The following is a 16,985-nucleotide window of genomic DNA, read 5'->3' as shown; positions in this document are numbered from 1 at the left end:
AAAATGTAACATATTTCTATCTTATCAAACTTTTTGTTTGCTTTATATGGAGGGAACACAATGAATAAAACAAAAAATCGTTGGCTGATCGCTACAAGTGCTGTGGGGATTCATTTATCTATCGGATCTGTTTATGCATGGAGTGTTTTTACGAATCCTTTACATCAAACCTTTCAATGGTCATTAACAGAAATAAGCCTGACATTTAGCATCGCTATTTTATTTTTAGGTTTATCAGCTGCCTTCATGGGGCATTTCGTTGAAAAGTATGGGCCGAGGGCATCAGGGCTCTTCTCAGCTATTTTCTTCGGCATTGGGATGACTGGATCAGGGTTTGCTGTCCACATGTCTTCATTACCTCTCCTCTATTTATTTTATGGTGTACTCGCTGGAATCGGATTAGGTGTAGGCTATATTGCTCCAGTATCAACATTAGTCAAATGGTTTCCAGATCGAAGAGGACTCGCAACGGGTTTAGCCATTATGGGTTTTGGATTTGCTTCTCTGATTTGCAGTCCCATTATTCAATTTCTCATTGAAAAAGTTGATATTGCAAATACCTTCTATATTCTCGGAATCTCTTATTTTATCATCATGGTCGTTTCATCTCTTTATTTATCACCACCAACACCTGATGATGTCAAACAATTTAACGTGCTAAAAACAAGCCAAAGGAAAATTCCTCAAGATTTATCACAGCTCACCGCAAATGAAGCCATTAAAACACGGCGTTTTTATTATTTGTGGGTCATGCTCTTTATTAATATCACATGCGGAATTGCTATTATTTCTGTAGCATCACCGCTTGCTCAAGAAGGTGTTGGTTTTACGGCCGGTGCAGCAGCTACTCTTGTTGGAATTTTAGGTGCTTTTAATGGGCTAGGACGGATCGGATGGGCATCCTTCTCTGATTATATCGGAAGGCCAAATACGTATACGATTTTCTTTACTATACAGCTCATTGCTTTTCCCTTACTTCCCTACTTAAAAGAACCGCTCATCTTTTCAATCGTGATGGCGATCATTTATACGTGCTACGGAGGAGGGTTTGCTTCAATTCCAGCCTATATAGGAGATTTATTTGGTACGAAGCAGCTAGGTGCCATACACGGTTATATTCTCACCGCTTGGGCCGCTGCTGGTTTAGCAGGACCTTTATTTTCCTCCTTTATTCGTGACATTACAGGCAATTACACACAAAGTCTCATGGTCTTCTCTGGCCTATTTTTCATTGCGTTTATCATATCTCTTCTCATTCGGAAGGATATTAAACAACTTCGTGAATCAAATCTTACTGCTCCTTCTTCTGTCACGGTCCGCTCTTAATATGAATTTGACAGAATGACAATCTACAGGTAATTTTTAGATATGAAAACGCTTTACAAAGTGATAGGAGGGTGACGATATCATGGGAAAAACAAAACACAAGGGGCCTATTAAACTCAACAAAAAACCCTCACCAAAGCTATGGGCCTCTTTTGCTCCTATGGGGCTTGGAAAAGTAAAACCGAAACACATTCGAGACACAATGAAAGTGGCATGGGAGAACAAAGATAATCTCCCCTATGCGTACCGTATATTGACTCAGGGCGTTTGTGACGGCTGTGCTCTTGGTGTATCAGGTTTATACGATCAAACACTAGCAGGACCCCATATATGCACTACAAGACTGAATGTGCTACGGCTTAACACAATGCCAGCTATTGATCCAAAATGGTTCGAAGATATTGAGCGGCTCAAACAAATGGATAGCACGTCTCTTCGAAAACTTGGGCGTATTCCTTATCCCCTGATTCGAAAAAAAGGTGAGAATGCCTTTACACGCATTTCTTGGGATAGTGCATTAGATAAAATCGCCGCTAAAATCAAATCGATTGATAAACGTCAGCTTGCTTTCTATTTAACGGCTAGAGGGATTACAAATGAAGTGTACTATACTGCGGCGAAAGCTGCGCGATTTATTGGAACAAATCATATCGATAATGCTTCTCGTATTTGCCATTCACCAAGCAAAACCGCTCTTAAACGCTCCCTTGGTATAGGTGCATCCAGCTGTAATTACAGTGATTGGATTGGAACAGATGTATTGATATTTTGGGGCTCTGTTGCAGCAAACAACCAGCCGGTTTCGACTAAATATATGTACGCCGCTAAAAAGAAAGGAACCAAAATCATTGTCATCAATCCATATAAAGAACCTGCAATGGAAAAATATTGGGTCCCTTCTATCCCAGAAAGTGCTTTATTCGGCACAAAAATAGCGGATGATTTTTATCAAGTCAATATAGGCGGCGATATTGCGTTTATGAATGGTGTCATCAAACATTGGTTTGATATGGAGGAACAAGCGCCCCATTCCGCTCTTGACCATGAATTTATCCAAGCGCATACAACCGGTATAAAAGATGTAAAGCAGCATGTCACTCAGTTAAAATGGTCGGATCTCGAAGCATCGTCAGGCTTATCTAAAGAAAGAATGAAGGAATTCGCTGTACTGCTTGCCAATGCCAATTCAGGGGTATTTATTTGGAGTATGGGTCTCACTCAGCATCGCTTTGCCACTGATAATATATCACAAGTCGCAAACCTTGCCATGTTACGCGGATTTATTGGCAGAAAACATTGTGGCGTTATGCCTATTCGTGGTCATAGCGGTGTCCAAGGCTCAGGCGAAATGGGTGCCGATCCATTCGTATTGCCCGGCAGTGATTTTGATGAAGAGAATATTAAAAGAATCGAGAAGATATGGGGATTTGATATTCCAAAATGGCATGGTGACACGATTGGGCAATCATTTGAAAAAATGGCTCTTCCAAAAGAACACCCGCAAAAGCTGAAGGTGCTGTTTACTAGCGGTGGAAACTTTTTAGAAACGATGCCAAATCCTGAAGCGATTGAAAAAGCACTATCCGAACTTGAACTCCGTGTCCATCAAGATATTATTTTGAACACCTCTACACTGGTAGAAGCAGAAGAGACTGTGATTGTTCTGCCTGCAATGACAAGATATGAACAGCCAGGCGGCGGTACATCAACCAGTACGGAACGCATGGTGTATTTCAGTCCGGAAATTGAAGGACCTCGCATTGAAGAAGCTAGAGCTGAATGGGACATTTATATTGACCTAGCAAAAAGAGTTCGCCCAGAAGACGCGAAGCTGATTCATTTTGACCATGCTGAAGACATTCGCCGTGAGATTGCCATCGCAAATCGGAACTATGATGGGATCCAGCATTTGCGTCATAAAGGGGATGTCTTTCAATGGGGTGGCGCATGGCTTTGCGAAGATGGGGTGTGTCCAACACCGGATGGAAAAGGACACCTGCTCCCAGCACAGCTGCCTCAATACCGAAAAACTGAGGGGCATTTCAATATCACGACAAGACGAGGCAAGCAATTCAACTCTATGATTTACAGTGAAAAGGATGCCTTTAATGGTGGAAAGCGGCATTCTATCTTGATGAATGAAGAAGATGCGAAAGAGCTTTACGTCCAAGAAGGCGATCCCGTTGTCCTTTTTAATCAATATGGATCCTACCAAGGAGTTGCTCAATTCGGAGAGCTGAAACGTGGAAATATCGCAGTGTATTGGCCTGAAGGAAACGTGTTAATACCAAAAGGAGTTTACGAAAGCTATTCCCAGATTCCAGAATACAATACCACCGCAATATTAGAAAAAGCCGAAACCTTTCATGCAAGAAAAGATCAGCACTACGTGGAGAAACGGATTGATGAATTGGAAACGACTTTAAATTGATCCTTATTGATCCTTAATGAAAAAACAGCTGGGGGTTTCTCCCCAGCTGTCTATTCACATCCTATTGACCAAAAGAGTTCGCTTCTTTTTGAAGAATATGATTCAATTCTTCTGCATTTGCTGCTGGTTGATATTGTCCACCACCAGCTTTGGCAACAGATTTTAGACTTTTTGCTTCTTTTTCATTTACATCGAAGCCAATGATATTGACGATTGTGTCAATACCTTCTTCATGTAATTGCTTCGCTACTTGTGATGGGCTTCCGCCACATGTTTCCTCACCATCGCTGACAACATAGACAATATTTTTTCCTTTAGCTTGGTGATCTTCAAAATCTTGTTTCGTATCAGTTAATGCTTTGGCAAGTGGTGTCCATCCTGTTGGACCATACACATTTAGCGCTTGTTGAAAGGTTGCTTGCTCATATGTTCCAAATCCATAAACTGCTTCGGAACTTGCACAAGAAACGGCTTTTCCTGCATTTTTATTCGTTCCTTCATGACCAAAAACACGAAGCAAGACTTGTGTATCTTCTGATAAAATACTTGCGAAACTTTGGATCGAGCGTTTTGCGATATCGATTTTCTTTTCGCCTTCAACCGATTGTGCCATGCTTCCGCTTAAATCAAGTAAAATCACCACATGAGCAGGCTCCTTTTTCGTTACAGCATGAGCTGGTGAAGAAAGAAGCAGAACAAGACTCGCTAAAATGGTTAATATAATATTTCTTTTCATTAAAAAATCTCCCTTTTTTTCATTTGTACAGAAAAAGAGAAACGAAAGCATCAATCAATCGTTTCCCTTTTCTTCAGCAAGTTATTCGTGTAGTTTTAATGATTCTGCTGTAAGGATAGAACCCATTTCTTTCCCAGTGCTTGCTTGGTAGTAATGACCTTTACCAGCTTTAGCTACTTGCTTCAATTGACCTTCATAGCCATCGTTAAAGTCTAATCCAATCACATTGACTACAGTAGATCCCTTTGAGTTATGAAGCTCTTTCGCTACTTTCACTGGATCTCCACCACAAGTTTCTTCACCATCAGTAATTAAGTACACAATGTGTTTTGTTCCCTTATGAAGCTGCTTATCCGCTTGCTTTGCACTTTCAAGAGCACGTGCAATCGGTGTCCAGCCATTTGGTCCAAGACCGTTTAGAGAGTTTTCGAAACTATCCTTTTCATAAGGCTGAACGCCATAAACACCTCTAATGACTTCACATGATTGAGCTTTACCTGAGTTTTTGTTGTTTCCTTCAGACCCAAACAAGCTCATACGGATTTTAGCATCTTTCGGAAGAGACTGAGCAAATTTAAATACCTCTTGTTTTGCTAAATCGAATTTGCGCTCTCCATCCACTTTTCTTGCCATACTTCCACTTGCATCAAGTAAGATCGTCACTCTTACATCTTTCTTATGTTTTTTGGCTGATGCTGCTTCTGCAAATACTGGTGAAGAGATTGACATTGATAATGTCAATACAGCTAAGGTTACGAGTGTAAATACTTTTTTCAACATGCTTTTCCTTCCTCCTTATGTATTTGATTGAAACATCTTAATCGTAAAATATTCTGTCTTGGAATGGTATAGGACTCGATCCCTTTTTCTCTTTCATCAAAATCACTAAAATTCTGTCAGATGTCTAGATATATTCACCTAACGACTCTTTTGTCACCCTCGTTTTCTCATTCTTTCGAGGGGCTTTGTATCGGCCATCGGTTCTTGTCGGGATGTAAATGTTTAAGATTTCCTGAGGTGCGCCTTAAGTCGCAATTTGTCACATTCTGTTCAAACCTCTTCACACATAAAAAAAGATGCCCCCATTTTGAGGCACCTTTGCTTTTATTTCTTAGCCATATATGTGTTCAGAAAGCGATCAGCTGATTCAATTTTTATCCCTTGATAATAATGTTTCACGATCGCCTCTACTTTTTTGCCTGACTGTGCCATATAATGTGCACCATACTGACTCATGCCCACACCATGGCCATACCCTTTTGTCGTAATCACGATTTGCTGACCCTTTCGTTCCCATGTAAAGTCTGCAGAGTGCAATCCTAGTGATTCGCGAATGTCTCTGCCCGACAATGTTTTTCCGTTAATGACGGCTTTGGCTACTTGATTGCCTGGTGTTCGTTCTACAATTTCTCCCACCTGCTGCTGGCCAAGGGTCACACCCAGTTTTTGCTGAAATTCGCTCACTGTGATGGTTTTCTTGTTTTGGAATTTGGGTGATTTTTCGTCCCATTTGCTTGAGACGCTTTTCAAATAAGGGATTTCATTTTTCCAATAAGCTTCTGCATTTTCGGTTTTCCCATTACTTGTTGAAAAGAAGGAAGCATCAATTGGTTTTTCGTCATACGTCAGTACTTTCCCTTGTGTACTGGCGACCGCTTCTGTGACCTTTTTTAATTTCCAATTGTACGCTTTTCCCCAAATTTTCTTCAGTTCCTGTTTATTTTTGTACACTTGGAACATTTGGGTGTCATCTACAAGAGAACCCTGTGGAGATTTGACGGTTTTATCAATGATCATTTGTCTGACGATATACGTTCTAGCGGCGAGTGCCTGTGCCTTGAGCGCCTCTATTTCAAAATCGGCTGGCATTTCAGAAGCGACGACACCGATCACATACTCTTCTAAGGGGATGTTTTCTACCTGCTGATGCGCTGAACGGTAGACGGGAATGGAGACGGGTGATTGTTTCAATTTGACTGAACCTTTCACTTCTTTTTTAACTGATGGTTCTGCTGCTACGTGTTGGCTGGCTGCTGGTTTTCCTTGGAACGTCGGCAACACGAGTAAGGTTGGAATCATTAAAATGATGATGCAAATTCCTGCGATTGTCCATATCATTGGTTTCATATTGGCTGCCCCCATTTGTCATTGAATCTCTTTTATCCTATGGGCAAGGACAAGCTAATATGACAGCTTCTTTCATTCATTGGACAAGTCTTTTGCTGATATGTTTGTGCTCTTCATCATTTGATTTACTGTTCGTCTTTATGAATAAAATTTAAAATGATTGGATACACTAATGATAAGCTTTTGAAAATGCAACCAGTCTATGATTCTAAAAAAAAATCAGCATGCCCAAATGGACACACTGATTTCTTTTATGATTATGCGTTTAGATCTGATACAACTTGTTCTTGTGTCACATCTGCTGATTCATCATTTACTCTTTCAATGTCTGCACCGATTGCTGCTAGTTTTTGGTGGAAGTTCACATATCCACGGTCAATATGCTTCAATTCAGTGACACGTGTATGACCTTCTGCCACTAATCCAGCAAGTACAAGTGCTGCTCCTGCTCTTAAATCAGTCGCTGCCACTTCAGCACCTTGAAGTTGAACAGGTCCATTGATTATCACAGAGCGACCCTCAATTTTAATATCGCCATTCATGCGGCGGAATTCTTCAGCATGCATAAAACGATTTTCAAACACAGTTTCTGTAATCATGCTTGTTCCGTTCGCACGAAGCAATAGCGCCATCATCTGAGATTGCATATCCGTCGGGAAACCAGGATGTGGCATTGTTTTTAGATCGATTGGCTTGAGCTCAGATGGTCCAATGACTCTTAAACCTTCTTCTTCTTCAATGATCTGAATACCCATCTCTTCCATTTTCGCCACAAGTGAAGTCATGTGCTCAGGCACAGCGCCTTTTACAAGAACATTCCCTTCAGTAATGGCTGCTGCCACCATAAACGTACCAGCTTCAATTCGGTCAGGGATGATGTTGTGTTTTGCACCGTGAAGTGTTTCTACACCTTCGATTTTGATTGTACCAGTTCCAGCCCCGCGAACCTTACCGCCCATGGCATTGATGTAGTTTGCCAAATCAACAATTTCAGGTTCTTTTGCTACGTTTTCTAAAATCGTCGTTCCTTCAGCCAATGCTGCTGCCATGATGATGTTTTCAGTTGCCCCTACACTTGGGAAATCCAAATAGATTTTTGCACCTTTTAAACGGCCATTTACTTCAGCCTCGATGAAACCATTACCTACTTGAATTTTAGCTCCCATTGCTTCAAAGCCTTTTAAATGCTGATCAATTGGTCTTGAACCAATCGCACAACCACCAGGTAATGCAACTCTTGCATGACCTGTTCTAGCTAAAAGTGGTCCCATGACGAGCACAGATGCTCTCATTTTACGGACGTACTCAAACGGAGCCTCAGTTTCTAGTGCATGAGATGCATCTACTGATACTTCGTTATTTTCAAAATGTACTTCTGCTCCTAAATGACGTAACACTTCATTGATTGTATATACATCGGAGAGCGTAGGTACATCACAAATTACGCTTTTTTCTGTACTTGCTAACAAAGATGCAGCGATAACTGGTAAAACGGCATTTTTTGCGCCTTCTACTTTAACTGTGCCGTTTAACTTTTGACCGCCGCGGACGATGATTTTTTCCAAGGTCTTCCCCTCCGCGTCCCAAATTCTCTATATTAATATTCAGTCGTTACGATTGGTGTGCCAACCGTAATCGTATGATTTTCGTTCATTTCCGAACTTCTGATGGCAATTTGAACATTCATTTTATCATTTGAAGTCATAATGAACTGTTCCCACTTCTCTGTGTAAGCGGAAAGCGACACAAAATTAGACTCAACGAGATACTCAACAGGTTTTGCTTGAAATTCATTTGCTATCATTTCAGCTTTTTTTTGCAAAACAACATCCATCATACCATTTACATGACCATCGAGACAAGTAAAAATCACAAATTTTTCTTGTAATATGCTTTTTGCATGACGTACGAACTGATCATATGTATGCTCCCAGGTATTCAGTGGGCGAGCACCTTTTTGCTCATATAATAAATACGACTTTTGGTTTGATTTTGTGTCGGTCTTCACGAGTAAAATTTTCGATAATGTATCATTTTTTTCATCTTTGTAAATTCCTGTGACTTTGGTGACATGTTTCTCTTTTTTTTCGGTCCACTCATACTGTCGTAGTTCGTCTTTCAAACGTTTCACTTTTTTTGAAAATTGTTCGGATGAAATGTCTATATTTGTTTTGGCATGAAGCGTCCATCCACTTACTTCGATTTGCTGGTTTTTCATACCTTCTGCTATTTGGGCGAGCGTGGATGTTTCTTCCGCCCGAACACCTTGAATCATCAGAACAAAAAAAAGAATAAATGCAAATAATGGCCAACCTTTTAAATACTTTCTCACTTGTCATTCCCCCTTGCTACAAGTGTTGCCGCAAGGAGATCAATGCATACGTGGAAAAGTCATCAAAGGCCATATTTTTGACACTTCTTTTTACGTTCCCGCAGAAGGCAGTGACCAAACCTTTTATGTTAAAACATATAAGGGATTTGTCTGGAGAAATTTAAATAATCAAGGAAGAAATTGCTGACTGCCGATGCAATAGCAATCGTGATCAGCATCATGAGCAATCTAGCTTGAATAATTTTTCCTTTTTTAATCAGTGGATCGATATTCACCGCAAGCAATGCCCACCACGTAATGGCAATAAAAAATAGGTGGATCACAATACTGACAATTGCTTGTTGTCCTACGTCTTCCATACACTTGAATCCTCCTTTTATTGATTTCTGTAAAGGAAAACTCCCTTTCATTATATCCTCCAAAATCGGAAAGATGAATCATTTGGAAAAAAGAGCTACATTTAGAGTGAATCCCCTCTTATTCTGATGCGAAAGAGATGATATACTGCGGTGGAAGGAGCTGATCATATTTGAAAGATTCTTTTCCTGACTTTGTTGATTTGTACGGAGAACTGGTTCCCTCATTTGAACATGAATGGGAAGCCATTGCTTTCTACTTTGATTATAGACAGACACAGCTAGAAGAATTAGCACAATTGTGTCATTTTCATAACATTTCTTTGGATTACTCAGAGGAAAGCCTTTATCAGTTAGAGTCATTATACTTCGATGCCTTCCGTCAGCAGCTTTTTGCTGAGTGGAAAATGCCAATAGATGCATTAGAAGCGATGATGAGTGTGTATTTAGGAGAAGTTGTCATCCGTCATCATTCAGATGCTGACTGGGTCGTGCGGCCTTATATGGACTCTTCGCACCAATATACGCTTGGCTTACGCAGAAATAATAAAACATGGCATTGCAGTACGCAATTTTGCGAGCAGTTATATCTAGAAAAGCAAGCATCTCATCCTTATGTGTCGATGTATCAATCTCTCATGTCATCCTAAAAAAAATCCTTCTTATCACTGTGATAAGAAGGATTTTCTGTTTTATTTCCCTGCTACATTTAAACGGTTTAATGCCCGTTTTAATGCGAGTTCCGCCCTGCGTACATCACTTTCATTCGGGTGGTTCAAATGCTCTTCAGCACGCTGTTTCGCTGATTTTGCACGATCTACATCAACTTTGTCTGATGTTTCAGCAGCCTGAGCAAGAATGGTTACTTTTTCGGGGCGAACTTCAACAAATCCACCGCTTACTGCAACCAATTCAGTTGATCCACTATGTTTTAAGCGAACTGCACCGATTTTTAGCGGAGCAACCATTGGAACGTGGCCAGCTAAAATCCCAAGCTCACCGCTTTCTGCTCTTACACTGACCATTTCCACATCCGCTTCATACACTGGGCCGTCGGGAGTAACGATATTGACTTGAACGGTCTTCATGCTTTTACCCTCCTAAGGACCAGATTAGGCCTCTACACCCATCTCTTTGGCTTTTTCAACCACTTCTTCAATGCGGCCGACTAAGCGGAATGCATCTTCTGGAAGGTGATCGTATTTACCAGATAAGATTTCCTTGAAGCCTTTAACAGTTTCTTGCAATGGCACATAAGAACCTTTTTGGCCAGTGAACTGTTCTGCTACGTGGAAGTTTTGAGATAGGAAGAATTGAACACGACGAGCTCTGTGTACCACAAGCTTATCGTCCTCAGATAATTCATCCATACCTAAAATGGCAATGATATCTTGCAATTCTTTATAACGTTGCAATGTTTGCTGAACTTCACGCGCGATCGCATAATGCTCTTCGCCAACAATCTCAGGTGCAAGGGCACGAGATGTTGAAGCAAGTGGATCTACCGCTGGGTAAATCCCCATCTCTGTCAACTTACGCTCAAGGTTTGTCGTTGCATCAAGGTGAGCGAACGTTGTAGCTGGAGCTGGATCTGTATAGTCATCCGCAGGTACATAGATCGCTTGAATCGATGTAACCGATCCTACGTTTGTAGACGTGATACGCTCTTGAAGCTGACCCATTTCTGTTGCAAGAGTTGGCTGATAACCTACCGCTGAAGGCATACGTCCAAGAAGGGCTGATACTTCAGAACCTGCTTGTGTAAAACGATAGATGTTATCGATGAAGAACAATACGTCTTGACCTTGTTCATCACGGAAATGCTCTGCCATTGTCAAACCAGTTAGAGCTACACGCATACGTGCACCTGGTGGCTCGTTCATTTGACCGAAGACCATCGCTGTTTTTTCGATAACGCCAGAATCTTTCATTTCGTAGTAAAGGTCATTTCCTTCACGTGTACGCTCTCCAACACCAGCAAATACAGAAATACCGCCGTGTTCTTGTGCGATGTTGTTGATCAATTCTTGAATCAGAACGGTTTTACCAACACCGGCTCCACCGAATAGACCGATCTTTCCACCTTTGATGTAAGGAGCAAGAAGGTCAACAACTTTGATACCTGTTTCAAGAATTTCAACTTCTGTAGAAAGTTGATCGAAAGAAGGCGCTTGTCTGTGGATTGGGTCTCTTTGCGCTTCCACACCAAGTGGCTCATCTAAGTCAATGTTATCTCCCAGTACGTTGAATACACGTCCAAGTGTTACGTTACCAACTGGTACTGAAATTGGTTTTCCAAGGTCTACAGCTTCCATACCGCGCTTCACACCGTCTGTTGATGCCATTGCGATGGTTCTCACTGTATCATCACCTAAATGTAGTGCTACTTCTAAAGTTAAGTCGATATCAACTTCACTTTCGCTTTCCGCTTTATGCGAAACTTTGATCGCATTATAAATCTCAGGCAAGTGACCGTCTTCAAAACGAACGTCTACGACTGGTCCCATGATCTGACTGATGCGTCCTGTTTTCATTGCATTCCCTCCTGACAATTATTTCTATTCTAAGGCAGCTGCTCCGCCGACAATTTCTGTAATCTCTTGTGTAATCGCTGCTTGACGAGCACGGTTGTAAGAGAGTGTCAGGCTGTCGATCAATTCTTTTGCGTTGTCTGTTGCACTCTTCATTGCTGTCATCCTTGCAGCATGTTCACTTGCTTTGCTGTCAAGAAGCGCACCGAAAATCAAACTCTCTGCATATTGAGGAAGGAGAACTTCAAGAATTTCTTCTTCAGAAGGCTCAAACTCATAAGATGCGGAACGTTTATTTGGTGTCGCTGCGGCCGAAAGGTCCGTTAGCGGCAATAATTTTTTCTCTGTTACTTCTTGTGAAATGGCACTGACGAAATGGTTATAGAACATGTAAAGCTCATCAAACGCTTCATCAGAGAACATTTGCACTGTACTGCTTGCTAATTCTTTAATATCAGCAAACGCTACTTCGTCTCCAAGCCCTGTGACTTCAGAAATAACTGGAATACCACGCTTTTTGAAGAAGTCGCGTCCGATTTTACCAATCACAATCACCGCATATTCATCAGCAGATTGATGACGAGATTGAATGGCTTGGTAAGCGGCACGTAAAATCGAGCTGTTAAAAGGTCCTGCAAGTCCTCGATCAGATGTAATGACGAGATACCCTGTTTTCTTAACAGGTCTTGAAAGAAGCATTGGGTGCTTAGCACTTGTTCCAGTTGCGATTGCCGCAACGACTTCTTGGATTTTCTCCATGTAAGGAACAAAGGACTTCGCATTATTTTCAGCACGATTCAGTTTCGCAGCTGATACCATTTGCATCGCTTTTGTGATCTGACTCGATTTTTTTGTTGACGTGATCCTTGACTTAATATCGCGTAATGAGGCCAAAGATTTCACCACCTTTTTTCAGGAATCCGTGTTCATTTACGTGAAAAGAGAGAAAAAGAGAATCTTTTTCTCTCGGAAAGATTACTAATTAGTTGCTTGGTGCAAACGTACGTTTAAAGCCTTCGATCGCTGCTTTCCACTCTTCATCAGCAGGCATGTTTCCTGTTTGAGAGATTGTGTCAAACAAGTCTTTATGGTTTTCTTCAATGTACATGAATAACTCAGCTTCAAAGCGTTTGACATCAGCAATCGCTACATCATCTAAGTATCCTCTTGTCAGTGCATAAAGAATCGCTACTTGTTTTTCAACTTTCAGCGGCTTGTTCAAGTCTTGTTTTAAGACTTCAACTGTTCTAGCACCACGGTTTAATTTGGCTTGAGTCGCTTGGTCTAGATCAGATCCAAACTGAGCGAATGCTTCAAGCTCACGATAAGAAGCAAGATCCAGACGAAGTGTACCTGCTACCTTTTTCATCGCTTTGATTTGTGCAGAACCACCTACACGAGATACAGACAATCCTGCGTTTACCGCTGGACGTACGCCTGAGAAGAAGAGATCCGATTGTAAGAAGATCTGTCCATCTGTGATTGAGATAACGTTTGTTGGGATATATGCAGAGATATCACCAGCTTGCGTTTCTACGAAAGGCAATGCTGTGATAGAACCGCCACCCTTTTCATCACTAAGCTTCGCTGCACGCTCTAATAAACGAGAGTGAAGATAGAAAACATCACCAGGGAATGCTTCACGGCCTGGAGGACGACGAAGCAATAATGAAAGCTCACGGTAAGCTGCCGCTTGTTTAGAAAGGTCATCATACACAACAAGCACATGCTTGCCGTTATACATGAATTCCTCACCCATCGTTACACCTGCATAAGGAGCAAGGTAAAGAAGTGGAGCTGGCTGTGATGCAGAAGCTGTGACAACGATTGTGTAGTCAAGCGCACCATGCTTACGAAGTGTTTCAACAACACCACGAACAGTTGATTCTTTTTGTCCGATCGCTACATAGATACAGATCATGTCTTGATCTTTTTGGTTCAGGATCGTATCGATTGCAACAGATGTTTTACCTGTTTGACGGTCCCCAATGATCAATTCACGCTGTCCGCGTCCGATTGGAATCAAGGCATCAATTGCTTTAATTCCCGTTTGAAGCGGCTCATGTACCGATTTACGATCCATAACGCCTGGTGCTTCACTTTCGATTGGACGTGTTTTGCTTGTTAAAATTGGACCTAGTCCATCAACAGGCTGACCAAGTGGGTTCACAATACGTCCGATTAACTCTTCTCCTACTGGAACCTCCATGATACGACCTGTACGTTTTACGTCGTCACCTTCACGGATATCTTTGTAAGGTCCTAAGATTACGATACCTACGTTAGACTCCTCAAGGTTTTGAGCCATACCCATTACACCGTTAGAGAACTCAACAAGCTCTCCTGCCATAATGTTGTCAAGGCCATGTACACGCGCGATACCGTCCCCTACTTGAATGACTGTACCGACATCTTTTACTTCAATTTCAGATTGATAGTTTTGGATTTGCTGCTTTATCAGCGCGCTAATCTCTTCAGCTTTGATACTCACTAAGGTTTCACCCCTTCTAACGATTTTCGCCTGCAAGCTGACGTTCAATGCGGGAAAGCTTTCCGCTGACACTGCCGTCATAAATGCGGTTTCCGATACGGATTTTCACTCCGCCTATTAGATCCTTGTCAATCACGTTTTCTACACGCAGTGATGTGACTCCGGCTTTTTTGGCAAATACTTCAGATAAAGATTGAATTTCAGCTCCGCTGAGCGGTTTCACTGAATACACGATCGCATCGTCTATTTGTTTCGTACGGTTTGCAAGTTTCACAAACTCAGACGCCATTTCAGGAAAAATATTCGTGCGTCCACGGTCAATCAGTAAATACATTGTGTGCAAAACATATGTCGAAACACCTTTGAAAGCTTCTGCAATCAGATGTTTCTTTTTGTCTGCCGTAATCTTCGGATGAACAAGAAAGTCATTTAATTCTTGGTCAGCCTTGAGAACTTTTTTGATCTCATTCAGCTCTTTTTCAGTTTCGTCTACTGCCGAAGAAGCAAGAACGATGTCAAAAAGAGCAGAAGCGTAACGCTTAGAGACAATAGTCACGCTCATCGGCTTTCGCCTGCCTCTTTAAGATACTCTTGGATCAATTTCTCTTGTGCTTGCTCATCAAGTTCTTTTTCAATCACTTTAGAAGCAATTAATACAGAAAGTGATGCAACTTGCTCGCGCAGTGCAGCCACAGCTTGTTCTTTTTCTTTCACGATTTCAGTTCTAGCAGACTCTTTCAAGCGCTCTGATTCTTGACGCGCTGCTTGAATGATGTCTTCTTTTTGTTTCTCACCAATCTTTTTCGCATTTTCGATGAGTGTATGTGATTCTTCGCGTGCTTCTTTCAATAAGACACGTTGTTCTTCAAGAAGCTTTTCAGCTTGAACGTGCTTTTCTTCAGCACTTGAAATTTCATTTCCTATATAATCTTCACGCTGTTTCATAATCCCTAATAAAGGCTTAAGCGCAAATTTCTTTAAAAGTGCAAGCAGGATGAGCATAGCGATCAGCTGGAATATGATATCTCCGGTGTTTAGACCTGCTCCTAAAACTACTGGTAACTGAGACATTTAGTACGGCAACTCCCTTCTTTAAATAATATGTTAAGAAACAAAACATAAAGGAATGGCGAAGTTTCGAACTAATCTGATCTTCGCCATTAAAATTCATATTAGAACGCTTCTCACATATTAACCAAAGAATGCCAAGAATGCGATAACGACAGCGATAATTGGAAGTGCCTCAACTAAAGCTACCCCGATGAACATAAGTGTTCTTAGTTCTCTACCAGCTTCTGGCTGACGAGCGATTCCTTCAACTGTTTTAGATACGATTAGACCGTTACCAATACCTGCTCCTAGTGCTCCTAAACCGATTGCAATTGCTGCTGCTATTAAATTCATTAAAAAGCTCCTCCTTTAAAATAACGTCCTTTTTGGACTCTCAATTTTTTAGTGTTCGTCGCTGACTTTATGGGAGATATACACCATTGTCAGCATGGTGAAGATAAATGCCTGGATGGTTCCGACAAACAAACTGAATGCCTGCCATACAATCATCGGCACGATGGCACCTAATGTACCAATGATACCTAGTGCAAGGTTTTGCGAATAGAAATTAGTCGCAAGTCCTGCAAGTAAACCAAGAAGAATCTCTCCAGCGAAAATATTTCCATAAAGACGCAAACCAAGTGTTAATGTGTTTGCAAATTCTTCAATAATTTTCAGCGGTACTAAAAGTGGGATTGGTCTAAAGTAGTCTTTTGTATATTCCTTGACTCCTTTTGCTTTAACACCATAGTAGTGTGTCAATCCCATGACCATAACCGCTAGTGTCATTGTGATTGCAGGATCAGCAGTTGGTGATTTCCACCATAAGTTGTGATCGACCGTAATCGAGAATGGCAGTCCAAGCATGTTTGAAACAAATATGTACATGAGTAATGTAACGCCAAGCGCTAGAAATGGGGCTCCTGTTTTCATGTCCATCGAACTACCTATGATATTTCGAACAAAATCAACAATCCATTCCATGAAGTTCTGCGCCTTTGTCGGACGAATAGCCAGAACACGAGTAGTCAGCACCGCTATGAGAAGAACGATGATACTAGCAATCGTAATCATGAGAACATTGGATAAGTTGAACGTTAACCCTAAAAATTCTGTAGTTTTTGAACTGTGACCCAAAGAGTATTCACCTCTCTTCCATAGTAGAACGTTTAAGTTGAATGAAGGAATCTATCATAATGACAGGATATATTGTCATTAATCCTATAACAACACCTGCCAGATGAACTTCGTTAGGGTAACGCCAAGCAATCGCTACTGCGAGAATTGCGTTGGCCCACCTGGCTGTACTTCCCATTGAACGAATAGATTTTCCTTTTTTAACTGCTCGATCAAAAGCATGCATTCTCCGAATAAGCAGGAATAAATTAAAGAAAGCAAAAATTGTGCCGATAATGAAACCAAGAAACAGTGGTTTAAAACCAGGCATGGCATAGCCAAACACAAAAATTGCCAATAAATAGAACATATATTTACTCTGTCTGCGGAAAATGACGTTTGGATCGTTCATTCATCTGACTCCCGATGAAAAATATTGTAAAAAAGGTGATAAATGGTGATGAAAACTGCGTAGAAGACGCTTATGAT

General features: G+C 41.2%; 18 protein-coding genes. 3 read left to right on the top strand and 15 right to left on the bottom strand.

Translation table 11 applies throughout. From position 1 onward, the window contains the following. The first annotated feature begins 60 nt into the window (after positions 1 to 60). Both MHH23_RS03490 and MHH23_RS03485 read left to right on the top strand, forming a co-directional pair. Entirely contained in the window at positions 61 to 1,326 is a 1,266-nt protein-coding gene (locus tag MHH23_RS03490) for an L-lactate MFS transporter (RefSeq protein ID WP_268430461.1), read from the top strand. An 82-nt stretch (positions 1,327 to 1,408) separates the two neighbouring features. After that, positions 1,409 to 3,757, top strand: a complete 2,349-nt coding sequence (locus tag MHH23_RS03485; RefSeq protein WP_268430460.1) for an FdhF/YdeP family oxidoreductase — start codon at positions 1,409 to 1,411, stop codon at positions 3,755 to 3,757. 61 nt (positions 3,758 to 3,818) lie between these two features. Here the strand turns inward: MHH23_RS03485 and MHH23_RS03480 are convergent, their stop codons facing one another. From MHH23_RS03480 to MHH23_RS03455, 6 genes are all read right to left on the bottom strand, one after another. Beyond that, on the bottom strand, positions 3,819 to 4,493 hold the full coding sequence (locus MHH23_RS03480; protein WP_268430458.1) for a VWA domain-containing protein: 675 nt from the start codon (positions 4,491 to 4,493) through the stop codon (positions 3,819 to 3,821). 81 nt (positions 4,494 to 4,574) lie between these two features. After that, the gene (locus MHH23_RS03475) at positions 4,575 to 5,273 is read right to left on the bottom strand and encodes a VWA domain-containing protein (protein ID WP_008343379.1); all 699 of its coding nucleotides are present in this window, start codon (positions 5,271 to 5,273) and stop codon (positions 4,575 to 4,577) included. Between the two features lie 324 nt (positions 5,274 to 5,597). Then, the gene (gene spoIID, locus MHH23_RS03470) at positions 5,598 to 6,620 is read right to left on the bottom strand and encodes a stage II sporulation protein D (RefSeq protein WP_008343381.1); all 1,023 of its coding nucleotides are present in this window, start codon (positions 6,618 to 6,620) and stop codon (positions 5,598 to 5,600) included. A gap of 257 nt (positions 6,621 to 6,877) precedes the next feature. Beyond that, positions 6,878 to 8,185, bottom strand: coding sequence for a UDP-N-acetylglucosamine 1-carboxyvinyltransferase (gene murA, locus MHH23_RS03465; protein ID WP_007497616.1), 1,308 nt, complete (start codon positions 8,183 to 8,185; stop codon positions 6,878 to 6,880). Positions 8,186 to 8,217: 32 nt separating this feature from the next. Next, positions 8,218 to 8,952, bottom strand: coding sequence for a YwmB family TATA-box binding protein (locus tag MHH23_RS03460; protein WP_008343385.1), 735 nt, complete (start codon positions 8,950 to 8,952; stop codon positions 8,218 to 8,220). A gap of 128 nt (positions 8,953 to 9,080) precedes the next feature. Next, positions 9,081 to 9,311, bottom strand: a complete 231-nt coding sequence (locus MHH23_RS03455) for a DUF1146 family protein (RefSeq protein WP_025208130.1) — start codon at positions 9,309 to 9,311, stop codon at positions 9,081 to 9,083. Between the two features lie 170 nt (positions 9,312 to 9,481). On the opposite strand from MHH23_RS03455, the gene MHH23_RS03450 reads away from it, so the two are divergent. Further along, positions 9,482 to 9,958, top strand: coding sequence for a hypothetical protein (locus MHH23_RS03450; RefSeq protein ID WP_045033929.1), 477 nt, complete (start codon positions 9,482 to 9,484; stop codon positions 9,956 to 9,958). 42 nt (positions 9,959 to 10,000) lie between these two features. Here the strand turns inward: MHH23_RS03450 and MHH23_RS03445 are convergent, their stop codons facing one another. The 9 genes from MHH23_RS03445 to MHH23_RS03405 all read right to left on the bottom strand — a co-directional run bounded on the left by MHH23_RS03445 (position 10,001) and on the right by MHH23_RS03405 (position 16,908). After that, positions 10,001 to 10,396, bottom strand: a complete 396-nt coding sequence (locus MHH23_RS03445; RefSeq protein WP_008343393.1) for a F0F1 ATP synthase subunit epsilon — start codon at positions 10,394 to 10,396, stop codon at positions 10,001 to 10,003. A gap of 24 nt (positions 10,397 to 10,420) precedes the next feature. After that, a complete protein-coding gene (gene atpD, locus MHH23_RS03440) occupies positions 10,421 to 11,842 on the bottom strand; it encodes a F0F1 ATP synthase subunit beta (protein WP_008343395.1) in 1,422 nt (473 codons plus the stop codon). Between the two features lie 24 nt (positions 11,843 to 11,866). Further along, positions 11,867 to 12,733 (bottom strand): F0F1 ATP synthase subunit gamma, encoded by an 867-nt coding sequence (locus MHH23_RS03435; RefSeq protein ID WP_007497628.1) that lies wholly within the window; start codon positions 12,731 to 12,733, stop codon positions 11,867 to 11,869. Positions 12,734 to 12,821: 88 nt separating this feature from the next. Beyond that, positions 12,822 to 14,330, bottom strand: a complete 1,509-nt coding sequence (atpA, locus tag MHH23_RS03430; protein ID WP_008343398.1) for a F0F1 ATP synthase subunit alpha — start codon at positions 14,328 to 14,330, stop codon at positions 12,822 to 12,824. Between the two features lie 16 nt (positions 14,331 to 14,346). Continuing rightward, positions 14,347 to 14,892: a F0F1 ATP synthase subunit delta gene (locus tag MHH23_RS03425; protein ID WP_007497632.1), complete on the bottom strand. Its 546-nt coding sequence runs from the start codon at positions 14,890 to 14,892 to the stop codon at positions 14,347 to 14,349. Then, positions 14,889 to 15,401 carry a F0F1 ATP synthase subunit B gene (gene atpF / locus MHH23_RS03420; RefSeq protein WP_007497634.1) on the bottom strand — a complete coding sequence of 171 codons (513 nt, stop codon included), beginning with the start codon at positions 15,399 to 15,401 and terminating at the stop codon, positions 14,889 to 14,891. Before atpF ends, MHH23_RS03425 begins: the two co-directional genes overlap by 4 nt. Positions 15,402 to 15,521: 120 nt before the next feature. Beyond that, positions 15,522 to 15,734 (bottom strand): F0F1 ATP synthase subunit C, encoded by a 213-nt coding sequence (gene atpE / locus MHH23_RS03415; protein WP_003214968.1) that lies wholly within the window; start codon positions 15,732 to 15,734, stop codon positions 15,522 to 15,524. Between the two features lie 48 nt (positions 15,735 to 15,782). Then, a complete protein-coding gene (gene atpB / locus MHH23_RS03410; protein WP_007497637.1) occupies positions 15,783 to 16,517 on the bottom strand; it encodes a F0F1 ATP synthase subunit A in 735 nt (244 codons plus the stop codon). A gap of 7 nt (positions 16,518 to 16,524) precedes the next feature. After that, positions 16,525 to 16,908 carry an ATP synthase subunit I gene (locus MHH23_RS03405; RefSeq protein ID WP_007497639.1) on the bottom strand — a complete coding sequence of 128 codons (384 nt, stop codon included), beginning with the start codon at positions 16,906 to 16,908 and terminating at the stop codon, positions 16,525 to 16,527. Positions 16,909 to 16,985: the final 77 nt, after the last annotated feature.

Origin of the sequence: Bacillus sp. FSL K6-3458 (assembly GCF_038005045.1) — a bacterium.
Classification (GTDB): Bacteria; Bacillota; Bacilli; order Bacillales; family Bacillaceae; genus Bacillus; species Bacillus altitudinis.
The sequence above is the reverse complement of the archived record's forward strand: the minus strand, read 5'-3'. Positions and strand labels throughout refer to the sequence as shown.

Excerpts from the sequence above, each read along its gene's own strand:
- MHH23_RS03405 (WP_007497639.1), bottom strand. The coding sequence starts at position 16,908 with ATGAACGATCCAAACGTCATTTTCCGCAGACAGAGTAAATATATGTTC.
- MHH23_RS03425 (WP_007497632.1), bottom strand. The coding sequence starts at position 14,892 with ATGAGCGTGACTATTGTCTCTAAGCGTTACGCTTCTGCTCTTTTTGAC.
- MHH23_RS03480 (WP_268430458.1), bottom strand. The coding sequence starts at position 4,493 with ATGAAAAGAAATATTATATTAACCATTTTAGCGAGTCTTGTTCTGCTT.
- MHH23_RS03445 (WP_008343393.1), bottom strand. The coding sequence starts at position 10,396 with ATGAAGACCGTTCAAGTCAATATCGTTACTCCCGACGGCCCAGTGTAT.
- atpF (WP_007497634.1), bottom strand. The coding sequence starts at position 15,401 with ATGTCTCAGTTACCAGTAGTTTTAGGAGCAGGTCTAAACACCGGAGAT.
- spoIID (WP_008343381.1), bottom strand. The coding sequence starts at position 6,620 with ATGAAACCAATGATATGGACAATCGCAGGAATTTGCATCATCATTTTA.
- atpD (WP_008343395.1), bottom strand. The coding sequence starts at position 11,842 with ATGAAAACAGGACGCATCAGTCAGATCATGGGACCAGTCGTAGACGTT.
- MHH23_RS03455 (WP_025208130.1), bottom strand. The coding sequence starts at position 9,311 with ATGGAAGACGTAGGACAACAAGCAATTGTCAGTATTGTGATCCACCTA.
- atpE (WP_003214968.1), bottom strand. The coding sequence starts at position 15,734 with ATGAATTTAATAGCAGCAGCAATTGCAATCGGTTTAGGAGCACTAGGA.
- MHH23_RS03485 (WP_268430460.1), top strand. The coding sequence starts at position 1,409 with ATGGGAAAAACAAAACACAAGGGGCCTATTAAACTCAACAAAAAACCC.
- MHH23_RS03490 (WP_268430461.1), top strand. The coding sequence starts at position 61 with ATGAATAAAACAAAAAATCGTTGGCTGATCGCTACAAGTGCTGTGGGG.
- MHH23_RS03475 (WP_008343379.1), bottom strand. The coding sequence starts at position 5,273 with ATGTTGAAAAAAGTATTTACACTCGTAACCTTAGCTGTATTGACATTA.